Origin of the sequence: Acinetobacter sp. ANC 3903, from assembly GCF_002135315.1 — a bacterium.
Lineage (GTDB): Bacteria > Pseudomonadota > Gammaproteobacteria > Pseudomonadales > Moraxellaceae > Acinetobacter.
The window spans coordinates 87,897-109,016 of sequence record NZ_NEGA01000008.1 but is presented as its reverse complement, the minus strand read 5'-3'; the positions used below and the strand labels follow the sequence as shown (position 1 = coordinate 109,016).

The window sequence follows — 21,120 nt, the reverse complement described above, 5'->3', positions numbered from 1 at the left end:
AAATTAGGCTATAAAATCACGGTTCAATGGGGATGAATGAAATTTATATTTTTTGCTGTGCCCATTTTTAACTTGTAGATGGCCAGGCACTGGTTTTTGTATGATGGCCAATAACTATAGGTTGTGATCGTTTATGGGTATTGATTCGTTTTATTCGTCAATTCTTTGTAATAGATAATAAAAAAGCCTTGGATAAACCAAGGCTTTTTGTCCGATTCGGTAAACGAATTAACGTTTAGAGAATTGAGGACGTTTACGAGCTTTACGTAAACCAAGTTTCTTACGTTCAACTTCACGAGCATCACGAGTAACGAAACCAGCTTGACGAAGAGCAGGTTTAACAGATTCGTCAGCAGCGATCAATGCACGAGTAATACCGTGACGGATAGCGCCAGCTTGACCACCGATACCACCACCAGCAACAGTGATGTAAAGGTCAAATTTTTCAGTAGCTTCAAGAAGCTCTAAAGGTTGACGAACAACCATACGAGCAGTTTCACGACCGAAATATTGCTCAAGAGTACGGTTATTGATTACGAGTTTACCTGTACCAGCTGATAAGAAAACACGTGCAGTTGCGGTCTTACGGCGACCTGTACCATAGTTAGTAGCCATGTGCTGTATCCCTTAGATGTCCAAAACTTGTGGCTGTTGAGCAGTATGTGGATGCTCAGTACCAGCGTACACTTTCATTTTTTTGATCATTGCATAACCAAGAGGACCTTTTGGCAACATGCCTTTTACAGCGCGTTGGAAAATTTCTTCTGGTTTGTGAGCAACTAATTTCTCGAAATTAGTTTCACGAATACCACCAGGGAAACCAGTATGGCGATAATATTTCTTATCAAGTGATTTTTTACCAGTCACTTGAACTTGTTCAGCATTGATCACAACGATGTAATCACCAGTATCAACGTGAGGAGTATAAGAAGTTTTATGCTTACCGCGTAAACGACGAGCGATTTCAGTCGCAAGACGACCTAAAGTTTTGCCAGAAGCATCAACAACGTACCAGTCGTGTTGAACTTCAGCTGGCTTAGCGCTGAGAGTTTTCATTAAACCACTACCTATTATAGTTGGTTTGGACTATGGAAGCTGTCCAAACAAAAGGAGACCGAATTCTACCTGAAAGCCAGGAGAACCACAATGAAAATATAAAATTTCAAGCGCTATATTTTAAAAGAACAAGAATGAAAATGGAAGGGTTGGAGAATCTAAAAAGGATGGTTGGTAAATGAAGATAAAAAAATTGTCTTTCATCTCGGGAACTGACAATTTTGCATGCCTTCCTTTAAGGCTACAGACACAATTTTATCGGCATGAAAAATCTAGTTATTCAGCATTTTTGCTGTTTCTAACAACTGATGATTAAAATTTAACATCCTGCTTTCAATGGAATAATAAAATGAAAGATATCGAGGTCATGCAAATTACTAGCTATCTTGTTGATTAAAATATTTGATCTATAAGTTGTTTTGCACAGCTTCAGCTTTCTTGTTCCGCATTCGCGTTATAATGTTGATCATCAAGCTTACCTGGATGAATTATGCTTCCTTTATATGTCACTAGTGGTGAACCTGCCGGTATTGGTCCAGATATTTGTCTAAGTTTGGCGGATCGTATTGATGAGCGACCAATCGTGATATTGGCCGACATTGATTTATTAAAGCAACGTGCCGAGTTATTAAATATTGATATCGAGCTGCTAGAGTATCAAGCACAAGCTGAATCATCGGCTCAAGGGCAGCTGTATGTAGAACATGTGCCATTAAATACCGAGGTTATACTGGGGCAACTCAATGCACAAAATTCTGCCTATGTTTTAGAACAATTACGTCGTTCAGCAGATTATGCCATGCAGGGTAAAAGTGTCGGTGTGGCTACAGCGCCTGTGCAAAAATCTATTATCAATGAAGCGGGTATTCACTTTAGTGGTCATACCGAATATTACCAGGAATTTGCTCGGGTACCGCGTGTAGTGATGATGCTGGCCACCAAGACTTTACGTGTTGCACTCGCGACCACCCATTTGGCCTTACGCGATGTTCCGGATGCTATTACTTCAGAACGATTGCATCAAGTGATTGATATTCTGATTCATGATTTAAAAACCAAATTCAAGATTGATCATCCGCGTATTTTAGTTTGTGGTCTGAATCCGCATGCCGGTGAGGGTGGCTACTTGGGCATGGAAGAAATTGAAGTGATTAATCCGGTACTGGAAAGTTACCGTGCACAGGGCATTAATATGAGCCTAAGTTTGCCTGCCGATACTTTGTTTACCCCGGAAAATTTAAAAGATGCCGATGCTGTTCTGGCGATGTATCACGATCAGGGCTTACCTGTGTTAAAATCTCAAGGATTTGGTGAAGCCATTAACATTACTTTGGGCTTACCTTTTATCCGTACTTCTGTAGATCATGGCACAGCGCTCTCCCTTGCAGGGACTGGACTGGCAAAAAGTTCAAGCTTGCACGTTGCTGTCGATTTAGCCTTGGATTTGGCTCGCCACTGATTTTTACTCATTACTCACGTTGGAAATGTTTTTATGTATCAAATTAATGCCTTAAACCCAAAAGATGAAGGGCATCACACGCGTAAGCGTTTTGGTCAAAACTTCTTACATGACCAACGTGTCATTGCAAAAATTGTACGTTCGGTGAACCCGCGTGCAGGTGAAAATATTGTTGAAATTGGTCCGGGTCTTGCAGCTTTGACTTCGCCTTTAATTGGTGAATGTGATGCCTTGACCGTGCTTGAGCTGGATCGTGATTTGGCGGCAGGTTTACCAGGTCGTGTACCGCATCCTGAACGTTTAACCATTATTGAAACCGATGCATTAAAATACGACTTCACCAATTTATTTGCAGAAGGTCGTCCGCTTCGTGTGGTTGGTAACTTACCCTATAACATTTCGACACCGTTGTTGTTCCACCTCTTGGAATTTGGTGACAAAGTCAAAGACATGCACTTCATGTTGCAAAAAGAAGTGGTTGACCGTATTACCGCATCACCAAACAGCAAAGAATATGGCCGTTTGTCAGTGATGATTCAGTATTATTGCAAACCGACTTTCTTGTTTGAAGTACCACCGGGATCATTCAATCCACCACCTAAAGTCACCTCTGCAGTTTTCCGTCTAGAGCCTTATGCAACCAAGCCGATTGTGGCAAAAAGTGAAAAAGCTTTAGCCCGTCTGGTTTCACATGTATTCACCCAACGTCGTAAAACCTTGCGCAATAGTTTAAAAGGCATGTTGGTTGAAGAAGGTTTTGAAAATGCTGGGGTTGATCCAATGGCACGTCCAGAAACTTTAACGTTGGCTCAATTTGTTGCATTAGCAGATCAAATGGTGGATTAAGTGGCAGCTTCGAATATTCGATACAATTATGTGATTGGTGATGTTCAGGGCTGTTTTGAAGCCTTAAAAGCCTTGCTGAAAGAAATCAAGTTTGATCCGGATCAGGATTTTATCTGGTTTGCAGGCGATCTGGTGGCGCGGGGTGAAAACTCGGTTGGCACGCTACGCTTTGTCAAAAAACTGGTGGATCGTGGTGTGGCAGCTACAGTACTGGGCAATCATGATTTAACCCTGTTGGCATGTGCACGTGGTTTAAAAGAGCTAAATGAAAGAGATAAAACCAGCGATGTGATTGATGCTATTGATAGCGATGATTTAATTGACTGGTTGCGTAAACAGCCTTTATGCCTGTTTCCGAATGAACAAACCATATTGACGCATGCGGGTATTCCTTGTCTTTGGTCAGCAGAGCAAACTGCGGCATTGGCAAAAGAAATAGAAGCGGTGATTTCCCATGATGATTTTGCTGTAGTGGATGCTTTCTTGGCGGAAATGTACGGTAAAAAACCCGATCTTTGGTCAGATGATTTGCAAGGCAATGAGCGCTTGCGTTGTATTACCAATTATCTGACTCGTATGCGTTTAACCAATGCAAAAGGGCAAATGGAATTCTGCTTTAAAGATTCTCTGGATGATCCCATGCCTGAAGGCTTTCAGCCATGGTTTGAGTTTGAATCCAAAGCTGCTAAAACTCATCAGTTGATTTTTGGACACTGGGCCGCATTACAAGGGAAAACCGTTACGCCACAGATTCAGAATGTGGATGGCGGGTGTGTTTGGGGACATCAGCTAATCGCTTATCGATTAGAAGATAAAGAATTGTTTAAAGTTGATAATCCAGTCATGTCATCCTCAAACTAAGCAATAATAAAAAAGCCACATGATGTGGCTTTTTTGTTTAGAGGTACTTAGTCAAGTCTGATCCAGGTCTGGCTGCGTCCCAAGGTGGAAATACCCATATAAGCTCTTAAAGTTAAACGCTTGCCTGTTGCATTCAGTCGAACTTTGGCATCATAAACTTTACCCGCTAGAGGATCTATAACACGGCCTTTTTCGTAGTTATTGGTTCCAGATACATGTTTTAAGCCCTTCAGAATTTCCATACCCAAAATTGGTTGATTGGTATATGGTGCTGGACAATTATTACATGTCTCTCGTGGGGTATAACCTGGGCGAGGAGTAACTTTAATAATTTTCCCGGTAAATGTATTATTGGTTTCTTGATTAATTTTAATAATCGCTTTCGCAGCACCGGTCTTATCGTCAATTTGCTGCCATGTTCCAGAAATGTCTTGAGCGAAAACATTTCCACTGAAAAGTGCAGCAGCAAAAGCAGCCAGCAATAGATTCTTTTGCATATAAGACTCTCACTTAATCTTTCATTTTTTAATTAACGGATATATTAAATAGATAAAGTAATTAGTCAATATACTCTAGAGTCAAGCAAACAGTTTTAAGCTGATTTGGATAAAAAGCCACTCTATTGTGGCTTTTTAATTAAAAACAGGGATTTGGATTAATCGACCCGTAACCAGGTTTGACTACGCCCCAATGCTGAAATACCGATGTAGCCACGTAAAGTGAGACGTTTTCCGCTCGCATTCAGTCGAACTTTGGCATCATAAATTTTACCTGCTAAAGGATCGATGACCCGGCCTTTCTCATAATTATTGCTATCTGGTACGTGTTTTAAACCGGTAAGGACATCCATGCCTAGAATGGGTTGATTGGTATACGGTGCAGGGCAGTTGTTGCATGTCTTTTGCGGTGTATAACCTGGACGAGGTGTCACTCTGATAATTTTACCAGTATAAATATCATTTGCGTCTTTACGAATTTCGATAATGGCTTTGGGTGAACCTGTCTTGTCATCAATTTGTTGCCATGTACCCGATAGATCTTGTGCCAATACATTCCCACTAAAAATTAAACTGGCAAGAGCAGTAAGTAAGATATTATTTTTCATATAAATTCCTGCGGTTGTGGTGAATATTTTTTTAATTAATAAAAAACATATTAGAAATGTTTAAAAATTAGTCAATATGATGCGTCATGGATATGAAGAATAATGTGCGTTATTTAAATATCATTGAGTAAAAAGCACCATAATACTGATTTTTGTCATATTTAGTCGTTTTTAATCCAGGTTTGAGTTCGACCCAAGGCAGAAATTCCCACATAACCACGTAATATAAGACGTTTACCATTGGGAGAAATTCGCCCTTTCAAGCCATATATTTTTCCTGTTAAAGGATCAAGTACACGACCGTTTGCATAATTATTTCCATCAATATGTTGTAAACTTTGAAAGATTTCTAATCCCAATATAGGTTGATCTGTGTAGGGTGGTGGACACTTGAAACAGGTTTCTCGGGGCGTATAACCTGGGCGTGGTGTTACTTTAATAATTTTTCCAGAATAAGATCCATTAGTTTGTTTTTTAATTTCAATCAGTGCCTTAGGTGAACCTGTTTTATCATCGATTTGTATCCATGTACCGGTTATCTCCTCAGCAAAAATTGAAACACTGCTTAATAGTGCTACAAAAAATGTAGTGGTAATTGCTATTTTTTTCATAAAATTTCCTCATCTATTTAAGTCAAGCCATCCTGGTGACTTATTTAAAATGGGGCAGAACTACGAAATTTGCGGCCTTTTTGGATAAAAGTTTTAAGCTCTCATTCGTATCATGTTCCCCATCTATGCTGAACCGTAATTAACATACTTTAATCTTGTTTAATCCATGTCTGGCTACGGCCAAGTGCGGACACACCGACATAACCACGTAGAGTGAGACGTTTACCGTTTGGACTTAATTTTGCTTTGCCGCTATAGATTTTACCGTTCAGTGGATCAAGAACTTTGGCATTTACAAACTGATTATCACCGCTAGATTTTAATCCCGTTAAAACGTCTAATCCTAAGATGGGTTTGTCGGTATAAGGGGCTGGACAATTTACACAGGTTTCTTTCGGGGTATAACCCGGAGGTGGTGTTACTTTTACAATTTTTGCCGTATAAGTCCCATTGCTTTCCTGACGCATTTCAAGAACCGCTTTTGACGAGCCTGTTTTGTCGTCAATGGTTTTCCATGTTCCCGTAAGATCATTTGCCAATAGATTCCCACTGAAAATTACACTAACAAAAGCAGCAAATAATAGATTCTTCTTCATATCAACTCCTAGGAGCGTGTAAAATATTTTTCTTGTCTGTATTAAAGATATAGTTATCGTTTAAAAATTAGTCAATACATTGCTTCATAATAATTAAAAATAATGTGAACTATTTAAATATCAGTGAATAAAAAAGCCACATAGTGCGGCTTTTTGTCATATTTAGTCGTTTCTAATCCAGGTCTGGCTGCGTCCTAAAGCGGAAACTCCGACATAACCGCGCAGGGTTAAACGTTTTCCATTGGCACTTAATTTTGCTTTCATACTGTAAATATGACCAGATAGCGGATCGATAATTTTACCATTCGCATAGTTGGGTCCTTCTATATGTTTTAAGCCTTTCAGGATATCCATTCCCAGAATGGGCTTATTGGTATAGGGTGCAGGGCATTTGACGCAGATTTCTTTGGGAGTATAGCCAGGGCGAGGGGTTACTTTGACCACTTGTGCGGTATAGGTGCCGTTACTTTCCTGACGAATTTCAAGAATGGCTTTTGATGAACCGGTTTTGTCATCAATATTTTTCCAGGTTCCCGTGATGTCTTCAGCAAAAACAGCACTGCTGCTGGTAGAAAGAAGTAGGGCGGCTAATATTTTAATATTTTTCATCAAAAAAACCTTACGATAACTTCATGATCGATTTTCATCATAAGGTCAACTTTTGACTGTACCAATGGTTATTAATGATTCACTAGTCACATTTTTTGCAAATAAAGTATAAAAGTTGGCAGCCATATTGCAGTAAATACAGCATTCACTGCCATGCCAAATGCGGCATAGCGTCCTGCCACGCTGCCTCTTTGCCAGGCTTGTGCTGTTCCAATGGCATGAGCAGCCAGGCCCAATGCCAGACCCGAAGCGCGTTCGTCATTGATATGACGCAGGATCAACGGAGAAAAGGCAGCACCAATAACACCGGATAAAATCACAATAAGAATGACCATGCTAATCGGAGCATGTAATAGGGTAGCAATATTGATGGCAATTGGTGTGGTTACGGCACGAGTAGCAAATGCCATGATGCTTGAATCGGTCATATGCAATAAATAGGCAAGTCCCATAGGCAAAGCCACCGCACTGATACTGGCAAACACCAGAATTCCGAGCATGGCTTTCAGCGGCAGATCATCATAACGCATGGCGGCAAGGGGAATGGCCAATGCCACAGTGACATAGCCCAAGAGGTGATTAAAAAGTGGATTGACCTGGAGCATATAGGATTCATAAGGAATGCCGAATACAAACAGCAGGCCAATAATCAAAAACATGCCGATGACAATCACCGGAACTTGCGGAAGGCGTTTGTTAATAGGTTTTGCGACCAGATAGGCGATCAGCGTGATCATTAAACCGTAGAAGACTGCGAACATATGATTTCCCTATAACCAACGCTTGGACATTTTTGCATAGACCCACAAGGGGATCAGGGTGCTGATAAACATCACCAGCAGGAAAGCAGGGATTTCTTTTCCCATCTGGGTCAGCATAATCAGTGAGCCGGCGCTAATGGGCAAAAAAGCAAAGGCACTTTCTTTCATAATCTTGTTATTGGTGTCGACCAAGCGACTGGGTAATTTGTTGAAATTTCTACAAATAAATAAAGTTACCAATAGGCTGATCAAACCCAGCAGATTACCCAGCTCAGGATGATGAAATTGTGTGCTTAACCATACTGCTCCTTCACGGAAGCAGATGATTAATGCTAGTGTGCCAATCCAGGCTGGCCAGTCGATTGTTTTTATCCAGTCCATTTTTACCAACAATTATAATTACACTTGTCACGTTTTAACCGATTTATCGTTTTATTTCAAATTCTTCAAGCGGCCGTTTAAATTGTACCGCCTTGTGCCCCAGAATTTCATCGATAGGCAAATGCGCCTGTTTAATCAGCTGTTCCAGCTTTTGCGGAGCCATGATCACGTGCAAATGCAGATTACCTACATCATCATAATTTTCAGATTGAATGACATTCAAGGCATACAATTGGTTACGCAATTTGCCATATGCAGGCTTTAACGCTAATTCGAAGCTTTGAATTTGCCCCATCAAACATTCTTGTACTGCTTGACGAAGCAGGTCTAAACCCTGGCCTGAGTGTGCTGATACATACACCCGATCGGGCATGTGCGGTTTGGCATAGACAATCTTGGTATCTTCGCCGCTCACATCAATTTTGTTATAGACACGAAGTACCGGCACATTGGCGCCAATTTCCTTGAGTACCGATTCTACTGCTTCAATCTGTTCCAGCATGTCTGGGCTGCTGGAATCAATCACATGAAGCAGCAATGTGGCCTCTAAGGTTTCTTCAAGTGTCGCTTTAAAAGATTCAACCAGAGAATGCGAGAGATTACGCACGAAACCCACGGTATCTGCCAGTACCAGACGTCCAATCCCATCCCATTCCAGGCGGCGCAGTGTTGGGTCCAATGTTGCAAACAGCTGATCTGCCGCGTAAACATCGCTCTTGGCCAAGGTATTAAACAGGGTGGATTTGCCGGCATTGGTATAACCGACTAAAGAGACGGTCGGCACAGCGGCTTTCTGACGTGCAACACGACCTTGCATGCGGGTTTGGCGAACTTTATCCAGTTTGGTTTTGAGTTGTCCCATGCGAATACGCAGTAAACGGCGGTCTGTTTCAAGCAAGGTTTCACCCGGACCACGTAAGCCGATCCCCCCTTTTTGACTGTCAAGATTACTCCGGCTACGCACTAAACGTGAGGATAAGTGCTGTAATTGTGCCAATTCGACTTGCAATTTACCTTCATAGGTACGTGCACGTTGCGCAAAAATATCTAAAATCAGTTCGGTACGGTCAACCACGCGGCATAGCATGATTTTTTCTAAATTACGGGCTTGAGCCGGCGTCAGCGAATGATCGAAAATGACCAGATTTGCTTCAAGGTCCTGTACCAGAGCGGCAATTTCTTCTGCTTTGCCAGAACCGATAAACAGTTTGGGATCAGGTCTGATACGTTGAGCGGTGATATGTTCCAAAATTTCGGCACCCGCAGATTGGGCCAATAAATGAAATTCTTCTGCATCAAGGTCATCTAACAGCTGTACCGATACACTCACTAGGATTGTTCGTTCACTCCCTTGATGTTGCTCAAAATATTCCACTAAATATGATCTCTACTGCGTTAAAACTTCATTTTAGTTGAAAATGAGCAGGGAGAGGGAAAAATAGCAAAAACTTAGCAAAGCATCGTAACAAGATATTCAGTCCACCCCGCATTGTTATGAGGAGGGAAATCTCAGAGTAAATGATTCAAAGCATCAAAGAATGCAGGTTTATATGCATCTAGTTTTTAATTTTCAGCGCATGATTTAATCTCTTTATTTATGATAGAAATAAATAATTTATGAACTCTGTTTGCTAAATTGAGAAAATAAATAGCCGATTTGGGTTTTTATGATCAATGCAAGATTAAAATGAACAGTATAGAATGCAGAAAATAAATGATTAAACGCTGTAGCTGGTAATTAGTGATCCCTCTATGAATCAATCCTCTGTAACTGAACATTCTTCATTAAATAGCCTGTCTAAATTTTTCTTATATAGCAGAAAGTTAGTGGCTGTTTTAGGGGCGATTATTCAAGGATTTTATCTGGTTTATCGTCACCGTTTATATAAAGATCCGAATAATCCCTGTAATACCCGTTATGTGCAGCATTTTTGCCGCGAGTTGTGTAAGGTTTTTAACCTTGAAATTCAGGTACATGGGATAATTCCGCGTGAACCGGCCTTATGGGTGAGCAATCACATTTCCTGGCTGGATGTCGCCGTTTTAGGTTCCGGTGCCCGGGTGTTCTTTTTGGCAAAAGCGGAAATTGAAAAATGGCCCTTACTGGGGAAACTGGCCAAGGGCGGTGGCACATTATTTATTAAACGCGGTTCTGGGGATTCAATTAAAATCAAAGAGCAAATTACCAGCTTTTTAAAACAGGATATTCCGGTATTGTTTTTCCCTGAAGCGACCACTTCGGATGGGAGCAAAATTAAAAAAATCTATGGCCGTATTTTAGGTGCAGCGATTGAAGCCCAGCGTCCGGTGCAAATTTGCCTGATCTGCTATGTCAATCAGGATGGACAACTGGATACGGTGGCGCCGTTTATTGATGATCTGGGCTTTGCCGAACATGTCAAAAAAGTGCTGGAAATGCCTAAAGTAACGGCACATTTAATGGCATTGCCGGCGATTTCTGTAGAAGGGCATAATGTTGAAAGCTTAACTCAGGAAGTGCAAAATCAAATGATCGAAGGCTTGGCCCGGTTACAGCAAAAAGTACTGCAGACTACACCTTCAACACTTCTGGCCAAGCAGTCATGAAGGTTTACATAAAGCCTTCAACCGGTAACCAGGAAATCATTTTAACACCGGCTTTTTGCCACCATTTCATCTTGGGTTCTTTCGGATACGTTTTGATGCTGCCATCATGATGTTTAATCTGCCAGTTGATTTGATTGTTGGCATTTAACACCAGTTTGTAGGCATATTTAGATAGGTTTTGATCCATGGTCTGATGTACTGCTCTGGCCAGGTTCGGGCTATCCAGCAATACGCCAATTTCCGTATTTAAATAAGCGGAACGTGGGTCGAAATTAAAAGAACCAATAAAAACCTGCTTCTCATCTATGGTCATGAGTTTGGCATGCAGGCTGGAGCGGCTTAAACCTTTGATGCTGACTTTGGCTTTTTCTGCAATTTCCTTGGTATTGGCATTCAGGTTTTCGGTTTCCGGTACAGACAGAAACTCGTAAAGCTGGACATTATTCTGGAGTAAATCTTTACGATATTTGCCATAAAAGGCATGCACCAAAGCTACATCATTGGCTTTAAAGGAATTGGTCAGTACCCGCACATTAATATTGTTTTGAGCCAGATCACTCAGCATCTTTTCGCCTTTTTTTTCCGGAACAAAATAAGCGGAAATAATATCGACACTGTGTTCGGGTTTTTTGAGGCGATTAATCAGCTGAAAATTCAGATGTTGTTCTTTTTTGGCCTTTGCCCTGATTTTACTGGGTGAATCACTGACGATTTCGGCTTTGACCCAGTCAAATTGAATACTGTTATTGAGCCAGTCTTCAAAAGCATGCGATCGGGTGGCTAAATCGAGATAATTCTGTACGGTAATGTTTTGATAGTGCTCTTCCAGCTGTTGCTTCAGGCTGTCAAAGCGTAATGAATAATGCCTTGGATTGACTATTTGTTTGACCGGAAAAGCATAATCGTCATTCCAGTATTCATCGAAGGAATGAATAATTTCATCCGATGCAGCACCGACCAGCATTACATCGACATCGGAAAACTGATAATTGTCACTGACGTTATAATACTGGTTACTCATATTGCGACCGCCAATTAATGCAATCTGGTTGTCTGCAATAAAACTTTTGTTATGCATGCGACGGTTAATGCGTTTTAAATCCAGCACCATGTCCATGGCACGGTAATGTCTAAAACGGTAAGGATTATACAGGCGCACATCAATATTTTTATGCTGATCGAGAGCCAGATAAATGCCTTCCATCTTTTTGGCATTGTTGTCATCCATCAATAAACGAACTTTTACGCCACGGTCAGCTGCTTTAATGATGGAGTGTAGGGCCAGCGATCCAATTTTATCATTGTCCCAAATGTAGTATTGTAAATCTAAAGTTTTTTCTGCTTTATCAATTAAATGGATACGTGCTGCCAATGCCTCAAGCGGGTCGTACAGAACATGATAACCGGTCAGGTTCGGGTTATGCTCCCTCAACGGCACAATGATTTTAGCCAGGGAAGTCTGTTCGGTTTTGGTGTCGAATGAATATTCAACCGGTTGGGGAATCTGTTTAGGCAGGGTTGAACATGCAGGAATCCCCAGAATCAGGCTACAACTAAGTAATACTGCGGTTTTATAGCTATGAGATCTATATGATTTCGCAGTATTTAAGTGTGTAAGTCGATGAGAAGATTGCGTCATATATTGTAAAACGATACCAAAATTTGGTTTGAGTATAATTGCCAGCTGTGAAAAGATAAATATCGTAATAGATGAATGATGTAATATCATCGTAATGATTAGAGACGATAATATGTGGGATTTGCACGCAGTTGCTTTTTATTTTTATATTTGTTTCGCTCTGCTTGCGGTGTGGGGTATCGCACAGGCTTGGTTAAGCCAGACACGGACAGAAACCATTCATCCCTTTAAGGCATTTGTACATTTATTGGCCTTTTATTTATCTTATTTACTTTTCCCCTTATTTTTCTTTAGCCTGTTTGCCGGTTGGAGTGGTTATTACTCTATTCACCAGGCTGTGTTTATTTTCTTGATGAGCTGCGTGCTGATTTATGCCCGTTTTATCGAACCTCAGCATGTCATGGTCAAAACCCTGCAATATCAGTTCAATCCGGAACAAAATCTGCAACGCCCCGTCAAAATTGCCTTGATTGCCGATTTGCATATTGGTCTGTTTTCCGGACATGAACGCCAGCTGAAAATTATTGTCGATAAAATTAATCGGCAGAATCCCGATCTGGTGGTGGTAGCAGGGGACTGGACCTATGAACCTGAAAACAAACTGGCCGATGAACTGGCTATTTTGCGAGACATCAATGCACCGGTGTATTCAGTCAATGGCAATCATGATGAGCAGTACCCGGGACCACCGATTCAAAACCTGTTACGGCATGCACTCAAAGTCAATAACGTGATTGATATTGAAGGACAGATGATTGAATTCGATGAGTTCAGATTGCTTGGTGTGGGCGATTTATGGGCCGGAAAAACCGATATGCGTTATATGCCGGATTTGCCGCAAGATAAACCCTGGGTGATTTTGTCGCATAATCCGGATACGGTAGATATGGTACCGCAATTACCGACACGGCCGCTCATGCTATCGGGGCATACTCATGGCGGGCAGGTGGAACTGCCTTGGCTGACCAATTACATTATGAAAAAAGTCTCCATTCTTGGACATAAAAAAGGTTTATATGAGCATGAAAATGCTGATGTATTTGTCACTGTAGGTACAGGGCTGGTCGGTGTGCCGTTTCGTTTTCGGGTACCGCCTACCATTGATATTATTGAATTGGTTTAAATCTTGAAGATCGGTTTCAGGAACAATTTTTGACATACCGTAAAACAAGATTGTTTTATAACAATGAGAACAGAATAGGAGAAGAGCATGTCTTTTTCAGAAGAGGTGGGTCAGTTTTTTGCTTTAACAGAACCTCAATCGGCACAGCTTGAAGCGGGTTTAATTGCTCTGGAACAGGCTTTTCAACAAGCCGAAAGCGATGTGGTCAATACACCAGAATTTGCCAGCAGATTTTATCAAAAGTTTCAGCAACTGATCACGGCCTTTGGAATTGATGAAAAGAATGTGGAAGCTTTCTTGGATCACTTATACGGAACAGAAAGATACCGACAGCTGGTGACTTACATTGTTTCCAGTTATTACCAGTCAGGGGGTAATCGAAAAGTCTTTGAAGAGCTTTATCAACAGATGTTAAGTGATGAACAGATCTGAAGCAGTGAGAAAAAACATATAAAAAAACCAGCGTGGATAACGCTGGTTTTTTTATTCAGAAATGAGATTAAACCTGGTTGTTTACATCATCATTTTTGGTTTCACGAATAGCCAGGAAGGCAAGAAGTGAAAGGAGAGAAGCAGCGGTTAAGTAATAACCGACAGCATATAAACCATAGGTCGTTGCAAGTTTAGTTGCGATTAATGGTGCAAAAGACGCCCCAAAAATACCTGCAAGGTTAAAGGTTAATGCTGAACCGGTATAACGCACTGAAGTTGGGAACATTTCAGAAAGTACTGTACCAATCGGGCCATAAGTTAAGCCCATGATCGCCAAACCAACACATAAGAATAAGAACACGATAATAGTGTTGCCAGATTCAAGCATGCTTGAGAACACCAGGCCAAACAATGCTGAAACAATACATACACCAATGGAAGTCGCTTTACGACCAAATTTTTCCGCAAAAACGGCAGAAAGTGGAATGAATACAGCAAAGCATAATGTGGCAACCAATTGCAGTTCCAGAAATTCAGAACGTGTGTAACCGAGTTTGGTGGTTCCCCAGTTTAGTGCAAATACTGTGGTCAAATAGAACACAACGAAGGTACAGATAGCTGCAATCGTACCCAGAATGAGCATACCCCAGTGTTTGGTCAACACTTCTTTAAACGGAATATTTACTTCTTTTTGCTTATCCAATACTTTCTGGAAGGCAGGAGTTTCATGAAGTTTCAAACGAATCCATAAACCCATAATGACCAGTAAAGCACTTGAAATAAACGGAATACGCCAGCCCCATTGCATAAAGTCCTGTTCAGACATGAATGCACCAAGGGTAATGAAAGAACCGGTAGCCAGGATAAAGCCGATCGGCGCCCCAAGTTGTGGGAACATGCCGTACCAGGCACGCTTACCTTCTGGTGCATTTTCAGTGGCCAGAAGAACCGCACCACTCCATTCACCACCTAAGCCAAGGCCTTGACCTAAACGGCAAAGAGCAAGCAATAAGGGTGCAGCAAGACCAACTTGTGCATAAGTTGGAAGTAAACCAATACATACGGTCGAAACACCCATCGTGAGTAATGCTGCGACCAGGGTTGCTTTACGACCAATCCGGTCACCCAAATGTCCAAACAGTGCAGCACCAATCGGGCGTGCAATAAAGGCAATCGCAAAGGTGGCTAAAGACTGAATGGTTGCAGTGGTTGGATCTGTGCTTGCTGGAAAGAACAGATGTGGAAAAATAATGACTGCCGCTGTTGCATAAATATAAAAATCGAAGAACTCGATTGTTGTACCTACAAGACTCGCAGTAAGAACGCGGAATTTTGAGTTAGTTGCTACTTCTTCTGAAGCAGCAATAGAATTTGATGACGCCATGGGTGACCTTACACTTACTAAAAATAAAAAAACTTAGTTTTAAAAGCGTAATCTTTTTAAAAAAGGCGTAATTTCTTAAAAAAACAACGAACAACCGTCTCTACTCGACTCGCTCAGGGTCACTGAAATGAAGAATGAGAGGGTTAAATCACGTACAGATAGATAGACAGAAATTGTGATCCTGCACCTATTAATACAAAAATATGCCAGATAGCGTGGGTATATCTTACTCTTTTTAAGGCATAAAACAATGCACCCACGGTGTAAGCAAGCCCTCCAATAACTAAGTAGGTCAAAGCTTGAGCACTTAAAAAGCGTTGCATATCATCTATTACCAGCAAAGCCATCCATCCCATGCCCAAATAAGCAAGCAGGGAAATTTTTTGGAAACGATGGATGAAAATTAACTTGAATAGTGTACCAATAAGAGCAATCAGCCAAAGTGCAATCAATAAATAATGGGCCTTAGCTGTAGGAATGGCGATGGCCAGGAATGGGGTGTAGGTTCCCGCAATCAGATAATAAATAGCAGTGTGGTCGAGTTTTTTGTACCAGCCGCGTCGTTGTGGCGATTCGGCATAATGATAAAGACTCGATGCAGAAAAAAGTAAAATCATGCTTAGTGCATAAACGCATAAGCCGATAAATTGCCCGAGCGGTAAATAGCTGCCCTTAATCAGCATAAAAATGCTGGCAATAATGGCTAATAGTGCGCCAAGTGCATGACTGATCGCATTAATTTTTTCTTCATGTGGATCGTAAGCCTGCAGCTGAGATGTTGTCATTATTTATTTTCTATAATTAAAAATACATTTGTATAATAATGCAGTTTTACCTTTAAAGTAAGAAGTTTTAAACTATAGCTTCATTTATTCGAGTGATTTGTATGTCTCAACCGGCTTCTCCTTTTATTCAGGAACAAAAATTCTTAGATGCCTTTCAGCAAGCCATTGAAACACATAGTTTTGATCGAATGATTATTAGTCAGTATAAAGGTGAACTTGAGCATTTGGAGAAAATGACCTTACGAGTCATTTCACTGCAAAACCAGCCTGTGCTCAGCTGTCTGTATCGTTACAAGACTCAAGATGTCACTAAAAATTATCCTTTGGCAGAAGCCGTGTCTTTGGTGCAATCGCTGTTGGCTCAATCTAAACAGGCCAATTTGTTTACCGCGAGCGAAGAACTGCAACTGAAAAAAAATAAGAAGAAAGCCCTGCTGAGCAGTAGTAAAAAGGCGACTACTAGCGTGAATCCGGCAGAGACACAGCAAGGCCATGACCGTGCCAAGCATCGCTATGTCGATCAAGACAGTTACTTTTTACAACCGCTTGGAATTACCGATCATAACGCACAGATTATTCCGAGTATGGCGCGTAAATGGAAACAGATTAATAAATTTATTGAAATTTTCTCGGGTGCCCTGGAGCAGATGAGCCAACCTGATCATGCACTGCGTGTTGTTGATTTCGGTTCAGGCAAAGGCTATTTAACCTTTGCTTTATATGATTATCTGGCCAAACACGACCAAACTCCTTTTGTGACCGGGGTCGAGCTGAATCCGAAAATGGTGGAATTTTGTCAGGGCGTTGCGCAGCGTTCAGAATTTCAGCAACTGGATTTTTTCCAGGGCGATGTCCGTACCTATCAGCCCGAACATCTGGATGTCATGATTGCGCTGCATGCCTGCGATGTGGCAACTGACTTTGCCATTCATAGCGGGATTCGCTTGAATGCGCAAATGATCATGTGCGCGCCGTGTTGTCATAAAGAATTGCGTCCACAATTAAAAAGCCCTGAAGTGCTGAAACCGATGCTGCAATTCGGCATTCATGCCGGACAGCAGGCGGAAATGCTGACCGATACCATTCGTGCCTTGCTGCTCAAAGCGTATGGTTATGAAACCAAAGTGTTTGAATTTGTGGCGCTGGAACACACCAGTAAAAACAAGATGATTCTGGCCACTAAACGCAAAGATTATCAAGCACCAGATCCGCAGGTTTTGGCACAGATTCAGGCTTTAAAACAGATGTATGGCATTCAAAAACATTCTCTGGAATTGCTGCTGAATAATCAATGGGATCAGCAGGATATAGGCTGTAAGTGTTAATTTAAAAGGGATAAAGCAGTTTTAAGACTGCTTTTATTTTTAGGAAGATGATTGTTGATGACCTCATTTACGATACGCACAGGCAGTTGGGATGAATTGCAAAATGATGCAAAACTGATTCGTGAACAGGTCTTTATTCAGGAACAAAACATTCCTGTTGCAGAAGAATGGGATGCGCAAGATGCCGTCTCATTGCATTTTGTGGTTTATGATCAGGATCAACCGATTGCGACTGCGCGGTTATTGCAAAATAACAGTATTGGCCGTGTTGCGGTTTTAAAGTCTTATCGGGGGCAGGGCATTGGCAAGTTGTTGATGCTGCAGATCATTCCGCGAGCTAAGAATGAACAGCGCAAATTTTTGAAACTATCTTCGCAAGTACATGCCATTCAGTTTTATGCAGCATTGGGTTTTACTGTGCAGGGTGAGGAATATCTGGATTGCGGCATTCCGCATATTGATATGTATTTAAAACTGGATTAATCAAAGAAATCATCACATAAGACTCAAAAAAAGCGAGACAGATGGTCTCGCTTTTTTTATTGTCTAGAATCAGTGACCGGCGGCAGTCGATGCATCATGATCGGCCATCTGTGCATGTTCTACTTCAGTCATATTCATTTCACCAGCAGTAGGCTCAGAAGCTGAAGACTGCTGCTGGTGTGTAGTATGCGTCTGATTACGTTTCTGGCTTGGCATGTAATCTGGTTCGTTGCTTATGGCAAGATAAAAGATGCCCATAAATACTGCGCCTAAAATACAAAAAATAATAAGTGCTTTCCAACCCCAAGGTGATTTTTCAGGAGAAGAGTTATTTGTCATAAGAGGTCTACCCACCAGATAAATAAAAAAATTTAAAACTTATGTAACTTTATAACATAAAAGCCAGCAAAAGCAGATGGGATTCTGTGGCTTGAAAAAGCATCTTGCTCAAGTGCAAAAAAAGAGAAGCATTTTGCCCACTGCTATCCCATAATTTGAGTTTTATTTCAGTATTGAATCAGTATAATAATTTTTTATCTTTAAGTATTTGATATTTATATTTTTTATAGCCTTGTCTTTTCTTTAGAAGTGTAAATGGCTTTGTGTAGGCTGAATCCTACTTTTGACAGACCAAAATGAGAACTCAAAATATATTTTGAGTTCGCAAGAAAAGTCCTTATTCCCCATACACGACATCCTGAGCCAGTTTTAAGCACTGCTTTAAAACGCAGCGCAAGGCATGGGGAATGTGTGGCATCCCTGCCACACTCGCGAATCTAACACATGGACTTCAACTATGGGACAGCAGTGGCATTTCGCCTCTCTCTTTTTTGCAAGATTTTTTACACAATGAGATTTAAATTTTTTCGCCGTGGGCAATCTTGTCTTTGAGCAATTGCGGTGCTTTAAAGCGTTGACCGTATTTAGCTTCAAGGGTGTTGGCACGAATCAAGGCTTTTTCTAAACCATATTGATTCAGGTATTGCAACGCACCGCCGGTCCAAGGGGAAAAACCAATTCCGAAAATAGAGCCGACATTGCCATCAACCGTTGATTCCAGTACACCTTCTTCCAGGCAGCGTAAAGTATCCAGCGACTGCACAAACAGGAAGCGGTCAATCATTTCCTGTTCAGAAATATCGGTGTCTTGCTGCCATTTTTTCAGGCCATCCCAAAGCTGTTTTTTGCCACCTTCCGGATAGTCATAGAAGCCTGCACCTGCAGCTTTACCTTTACGGCCAAATTCATGAATCATGCTGTGAATCACATCGTCAGCCCCTGAACGTGGCAGGTCTTTGCCTTCAGCCTGTAATGCTTTTCGCGCTTCATTGGCGACATGTTCAGATAAGGTTAAAGAGACTTCATCCTGAATGTCCAGTGGACCCACAGGCATACCGGCTTTTAATGCAGCCATTTCAATACGGGCTGGATGCACACCTTCAGCCAGCAGGCGCAGTCCTTCCTGCACAAAAGTTCCAAACACGCGACTGGTAAAGAAACCACGGCTGTCATTCACCACAATCGGGGTTTTGCCAATTTGCTGCACATAATCATAAGCTTTGGCTAAGGTTTCATTGGATGTATTTTGACCTTTGATGATTTCCACCAGCTGCATTTTATCGACCGGGCTAAAGAAATGCAGGCCAATAAAGTTCTGATCATTTTTAGAGGCTTGAGCCAACCCAGTAATCGGCAGGGTCGAGGTATTGGAGGCCATCACGCCATTGTCAGCCAAATACTGTTCAGCTTCTTGCGTGACCTTGGCTTTCAGCTCGGGATTTTCAAATACCGCTTCAATAATCAGGTCACAGCCTTGCAAGTCAGCAGCATTTGCCGTTGCCTGAATCAATGCTAAAACCTGATCCCTTTTCTCGGCAGTTAAACGACCTTGTGATACTTTTTTATCCAGTAGCTTTTGACTATAAGCTTTGCCTTTGTCAGCAGCTTCGAGAGACACATCTTTTAAAACCACTGCAATGCCTTTGGATGCCGTGGCATAGGCAATGCCTGCACCCATCATACCCGCACCCAGCACCCCAACTTTGCTTGCTTTCCATTTGGCAATATCTTTGGGGCGGCTGGCACCAGATTTAATTGCATTCAACCCATGCCAGAAAGTGCCGATCATGTTTTTGGAAATCTGACCGGTAGCGAGATAGGTAAAGTAACGCGATTCAATCGTCAGTGCAGTATCGACATCAACCTGAGCACCTTCTACCGCTGCGGACATAATCGCTTCAGGCGCAGGGTAGCAGCCCTTGGTCTTGTCACGCAGCATGGCTGGAGCAATCGCCAATACCTGAGCAACTTGTGGGGAAGATGGGGTGCCGCCCGGAATTTTATAGCCTTTTACATCAAATGGTTGCACAGACTGCGGATTGGCTTTGACCCAGGCTATGGCTTTGTCTAAAAGTTCCTGTTCAGAATCAGCCGTGTCGTGAATCAACCCTAAAGATTTGGCTTTATCGACACCAAATTGCTTGCCTTCCATCAGCAAAGGAAAAGCATTTTGCAGGCCGAGCAGGCGCACCATCCGCACAATGCCACCACCACCTGGAAGTAAACCAAGCGTCACTTCAGGCAGGCCGAATTTTGCTTTCGAATCGTTTAATGCAATACGCTGATGACAGCACAATGCCAGTTCCCAACCACCACCCAGTGCCGTGCCATTCAACGCTGCAACAACTGGAATGCCACGGGTTTCGATATAACGCAGCTTGGCTTTCATGTCTTCAATCATGTTGAAGAATTCTGTGGCATGTTCAGGTGTGGCCTGAATCAGCTCATCCAGGTCACCACCAGCAAAGAAGGTTTTTTTTGCGGAACGGAAAATAATTCCTGAAATATTTTCATCGGCTTTTAGTTTTTCTACCGTTTCCGTCAAGGCTTTCCGGAAATCTGCATTCATGGTATTGGCAGACTGGTTGGGAGAATCAAGAGTCAAAATAACGATGTTGTCGGCATTTTTCTCAAATTGGATTGCGCTCATAAATTTTATCCAAATAGTAATGTGATGAATTTGGAACAATTGATTTGTATCAAATTTTGGAAATTTCTATTACTACGGAGTCTTTCCAA

At 41.7% G+C, this 21,120-nt stretch carries 23 protein-coding genes; 8 read left to right on the top strand and 15 right to left on the bottom strand.

Going from position 1 to position 21,120, the window contains the following annotated elements; genetic code table 11:
• Positions 1-228: 228 nt before the first annotated feature.
• Together rpsI and rplM are read right to left on the bottom strand one after the other, a co-directional pair.
• Positions 229-615, bottom strand: a complete 387-nt coding sequence (gene rpsI, locus B9T29_RS08060; RefSeq protein WP_086175429.1) for a 30S ribosomal protein S9 — start codon at positions 613-615, stop codon at positions 229-231.
• A gap of 12 nt (positions 616-627) precedes the next feature.
• Complete coding sequence (gene rplM / locus B9T29_RS08055) at positions 628-1,056, bottom strand: 50S ribosomal protein L13 (protein ID WP_004811299.1); 429 nt, start codon at positions 1,054-1,056, stop codon at positions 628-630.
• 490 nt (positions 1,057-1,546) lie between these two features.
• Between rplM and pdxA the strand changes: the two genes are divergently transcribed.
• From pdxA to B9T29_RS08040, 3 genes are read left to right on the top strand one after another with little or no spacing between them, the layout of a single operon-like run.
• On the top strand, positions 1,547-2,515 hold the full coding sequence (gene pdxA / locus B9T29_RS08050; protein WP_086175428.1) for a 4-hydroxythreonine-4-phosphate dehydrogenase PdxA: 969 nt from the start codon (positions 1,547-1,549) through the stop codon (positions 2,513-2,515).
• 33 nt (positions 2,516-2,548) lie between these two features.
• Positions 2,549-3,361: a 16S rRNA (adenine(1518)-N(6)/adenine(1519)-N(6))-dimethyltransferase RsmA gene (gene rsmA, locus B9T29_RS08045; RefSeq protein WP_086175427.1), complete on the top strand. Its 813-nt coding sequence runs from the start codon at positions 2,549-2,551 to the stop codon at positions 3,359-3,361.
• A gap of 15 nt (positions 3,362-3,376) precedes the next feature.
• Positions 3,377-4,222 carry a symmetrical bis(5'-nucleosyl)-tetraphosphatase gene (locus tag B9T29_RS08040; RefSeq protein ID WP_171264009.1) on the top strand — a complete coding sequence of 282 codons (846 nt, stop codon included), beginning with the start codon at positions 3,377-3,379 and terminating at the stop codon, positions 4,220-4,222.
• Positions 4,223-4,269: 47 nt separating this feature from the next.
• Here the strand turns inward: B9T29_RS08040 and B9T29_RS08035 are convergent, their stop codons facing one another.
• The 8 genes from B9T29_RS08035 to hflX form a co-directional block, all read right to left on the bottom strand.
• The gene (locus B9T29_RS08035) at positions 4,270-4,719 is read right to left on the bottom strand and encodes a DUF2147 domain-containing protein (RefSeq protein ID WP_086175425.1); all 450 of its coding nucleotides are present in this window, start codon (positions 4,717-4,719) and stop codon (positions 4,270-4,272) included.
• Positions 4,720-4,877: 158 nt separating this feature from the next.
• Positions 4,878-5,327 (bottom strand): DUF2147 domain-containing protein, encoded by a 450-nt coding sequence (locus tag B9T29_RS08030; RefSeq protein ID WP_086175424.1) that lies wholly within the window; start codon positions 5,325-5,327, stop codon positions 4,878-4,880.
• Between the two features lie 161 nt (positions 5,328-5,488).
• Complete coding sequence (locus B9T29_RS08025; protein WP_086175423.1) at positions 5,489-5,938, bottom strand: DUF2147 domain-containing protein; 450 nt, start codon at positions 5,936-5,938, stop codon at positions 5,489-5,491.
• A gap of 149 nt (positions 5,939-6,087) precedes the next feature.
• Positions 6,088-6,534 carry a DUF2147 domain-containing protein gene (locus tag B9T29_RS08020; protein WP_086175422.1) on the bottom strand — a complete coding sequence of 149 codons (447 nt, stop codon included), beginning with the start codon at positions 6,532-6,534 and terminating at the stop codon, positions 6,088-6,090.
• A gap of 162 nt (positions 6,535-6,696) precedes the next feature.
• Complete coding sequence (locus B9T29_RS08015) at positions 6,697-7,143, bottom strand: DUF2147 domain-containing protein (protein WP_086175421.1); 447 nt, start codon at positions 7,141-7,143, stop codon at positions 6,697-6,699.
• A gap of 86 nt (positions 7,144-7,229) precedes the next feature.
• Entirely contained in the window at positions 7,230-7,904 is a 675-nt protein-coding gene (locus B9T29_RS08010; protein WP_086175420.1) for an LrgB family protein, read from the bottom strand.
• Positions 7,905-7,913: 9 nt separating this feature from the next.
• Complete coding sequence (locus B9T29_RS08005; protein WP_086175419.1) at positions 7,914-8,285, bottom strand: hypothetical protein; 372 nt, start codon at positions 8,283-8,285, stop codon at positions 7,914-7,916.
• 43 nt (positions 8,286-8,328) lie between these two features.
• Entirely contained in the window at positions 8,329-9,660 is a 1,332-nt protein-coding gene (gene hflX, locus B9T29_RS08000) for a ribosome rescue GTPase HflX (RefSeq protein WP_086175418.1), read from the bottom strand.
• A gap of 377 nt (positions 9,661-10,037) precedes the next feature.
• Between hflX and B9T29_RS07995 the strand changes: the two genes are divergently transcribed.
• Entirely contained in the window at positions 10,038-10,871 is an 834-nt protein-coding gene (locus tag B9T29_RS07995; RefSeq protein ID WP_086175417.1) for a lysophospholipid acyltransferase family protein, read from the top strand.
• Between the two features lie 4 nt (positions 10,872-10,875).
• Here B9T29_RS07995 and B9T29_RS07990 read toward each other — a convergent pair whose 3' ends face one another.
• Positions 10,876-12,510, bottom strand: coding sequence for a phospholipase D family protein (locus B9T29_RS07990; protein ID WP_086175416.1), 1,635 nt, complete (start codon positions 12,508-12,510; stop codon positions 10,876-10,878).
• 112 nt (positions 12,511-12,622) lie between these two features.
• On the opposite strand from B9T29_RS07990, the gene B9T29_RS07985 reads away from it, so the two are divergent.
• Both B9T29_RS07985 and B9T29_RS07980 read left to right on the top strand, forming a co-directional pair.
• A complete protein-coding gene (locus B9T29_RS07985) occupies positions 12,623-13,633 on the top strand; it encodes a metallophosphoesterase (protein ID WP_086175415.1) in 1,011 nt (336 codons plus the stop codon).
• A gap of 87 nt (positions 13,634-13,720) precedes the next feature.
• Positions 13,721-14,065, top strand: a complete 345-nt coding sequence (locus tag B9T29_RS07980) for a hypothetical protein (RefSeq protein WP_086175414.1) — start codon at positions 13,721-13,723, stop codon at positions 14,063-14,065.
• 67 nt (positions 14,066-14,132) lie between these two features.
• Here the strand turns inward: B9T29_RS07980 and B9T29_RS07975 are convergent, their stop codons facing one another.
• The gene (locus B9T29_RS07975) at positions 14,133-15,449 is read right to left on the bottom strand and encodes an MFS transporter (RefSeq protein ID WP_086175413.1); all 1,317 of its coding nucleotides are present in this window, start codon (positions 15,447-15,449) and stop codon (positions 14,133-14,135) included.
• 143 nt (positions 15,450-15,592) lie between these two features.
• Positions 15,593-16,234, bottom strand: a complete 642-nt coding sequence (trhA, locus tag B9T29_RS07970) for a PAQR family membrane homeostasis protein TrhA (protein ID WP_086175412.1) — start codon at positions 16,232-16,234, stop codon at positions 15,593-15,595.
• A gap of 101 nt (positions 16,235-16,335) precedes the next feature.
• On the opposite strand from trhA, the gene B9T29_RS07965 reads away from it, so the two are divergent.
• Both B9T29_RS07965 and B9T29_RS07960 read left to right on the top strand, forming a co-directional pair.
• Positions 16,336-17,559, top strand: a complete 1,224-nt coding sequence (locus B9T29_RS07965; RefSeq protein WP_086175411.1) for a class I SAM-dependent methyltransferase — start codon at positions 16,336-16,338, stop codon at positions 17,557-17,559.
• Positions 17,560-17,616: 57 nt separating this feature from the next.
• Complete coding sequence (locus B9T29_RS07960) at positions 17,617-18,042, top strand: GNAT family N-acetyltransferase (protein WP_086175410.1); 426 nt, start codon at positions 17,617-17,619, stop codon at positions 18,040-18,042.
• A 69-nt stretch (positions 18,043-18,111) separates the two neighbouring features.
• On the opposite strand, the gene B9T29_RS07955 is transcribed toward B9T29_RS07960, so the two are convergent.
• Entirely contained in the window at positions 18,112-18,381 is a 270-nt protein-coding gene (locus B9T29_RS07955) for a hypothetical protein (protein WP_086175409.1), read from the bottom strand.
• Between the two features lie 517 nt (positions 18,382-18,898).
• The gene (locus B9T29_RS07950) at positions 18,899-21,031 is read right to left on the bottom strand and encodes a 3-hydroxyacyl-CoA dehydrogenase NAD-binding domain-containing protein (RefSeq protein WP_086175408.1); all 2,133 of its coding nucleotides are present in this window, start codon (positions 21,029-21,031) and stop codon (positions 18,899-18,901) included.
• Positions 21,032-21,120 lie beyond the last annotated feature (89 nt).

Coding starts and splice junctions, on each gene's coding strand:
- rpsI (WP_086175429.1), bottom strand. CDS start 615: ATGGCTACTAACTATGGTACAGGTCGCCGTAAGACCGCAACTGCACGT.
- rplM (WP_004811299.1), bottom strand. CDS start 1,056: ATGAAAACTCTCAGCGCTAAGCCAGCTGAAGTTCAACACGACTGGTAC.
- pdxA (WP_086175428.1), top strand. CDS start 1,547: ATGCTTCCTTTATATGTCACTAGTGGTGAACCTGCCGGTATTGGTCCA.
- rsmA (WP_086175427.1), top strand. CDS start 2,549: ATGTATCAAATTAATGCCTTAAACCCAAAAGATGAAGGGCATCACACG.
- B9T29_RS08035 (WP_086175425.1), bottom strand. CDS start 4,719: ATGCAAAAGAATCTATTGCTGGCTGCTTTTGCTGCTGCACTTTTCAGT.
- B9T29_RS08030 (WP_086175424.1), bottom strand. CDS start 5,327: ATGAAAAATAATATCTTACTTACTGCTCTTGCCAGTTTAATTTTTAGT.
- B9T29_RS08025 (WP_086175423.1), bottom strand. CDS start 5,938: ATGAAAAAAATAGCAATTACCACTACATTTTTTGTAGCACTATTAAGC.
- B9T29_RS08020 (WP_086175422.1), bottom strand. CDS start 6,534: ATGAAGAAGAATCTATTATTTGCTGCTTTTGTTAGTGTAATTTTCAGT.
- B9T29_RS08015 (WP_086175421.1), bottom strand. CDS start 7,143: ATGAAAAATATTAAAATATTAGCCGCCCTACTTCTTTCTACCAGCAGC.
- B9T29_RS08010 (WP_086175420.1), bottom strand. CDS start 7,904: ATGTTCGCAGTCTTCTACGGTTTAATGATCACGCTGATCGCCTATCTG.
- B9T29_RS08005 (WP_086175419.1), bottom strand. CDS start 8,285: ATGGACTGGATAAAAACAATCGACTGGCCAGCCTGGATTGGCACACTA.
- B9T29_RS07995 (WP_086175417.1), top strand. CDS start 10,038: ATGAATCAATCCTCTGTAACTGAACATTCTTCATTAAATAGCCTGTCT.
- B9T29_RS07990 (WP_086175416.1), bottom strand. CDS start 12,510: ATGACGCAATCTTCTCATCGACTTACACACTTAAATACTGCGAAATCA.
- B9T29_RS07985 (WP_086175415.1), top strand. CDS start 12,623: ATGTGGGATTTGCACGCAGTTGCTTTTTATTTTTATATTTGTTTCGCT.
- B9T29_RS07980 (WP_086175414.1), top strand. CDS start 13,721: ATGTCTTTTTCAGAAGAGGTGGGTCAGTTTTTTGCTTTAACAGAACCT.
- B9T29_RS07975 (WP_086175413.1), bottom strand. CDS start 15,449: ATGGCGTCATCAAATTCTATTGCTGCTTCAGAAGAAGTAGCAACTAAC.
- trhA (WP_086175412.1), bottom strand. CDS start 16,234: ATGACAACATCTCAGCTGCAGGCTTACGATCCACATGAAGAAAAAATT.
- B9T29_RS07965 (WP_086175411.1), top strand. CDS start 16,336: ATGTCTCAACCGGCTTCTCCTTTTATTCAGGAACAAAAATTCTTAGAT.
- B9T29_RS07960 (WP_086175410.1), top strand. CDS start 17,617: ATGACCTCATTTACGATACGCACAGGCAGTTGGGATGAATTGCAAAAT.
- B9T29_RS07955 (WP_086175409.1), bottom strand. CDS start 18,381: ATGACAAATAACTCTTCTCCTGAAAAATCACCTTGGGGTTGGAAAGCA.
- B9T29_RS07950 (WP_086175408.1), bottom strand. CDS start 21,031: ATGAGCGCAATCCAATTTGAGAAAAATGCCGACAACATCGTTATTTTG.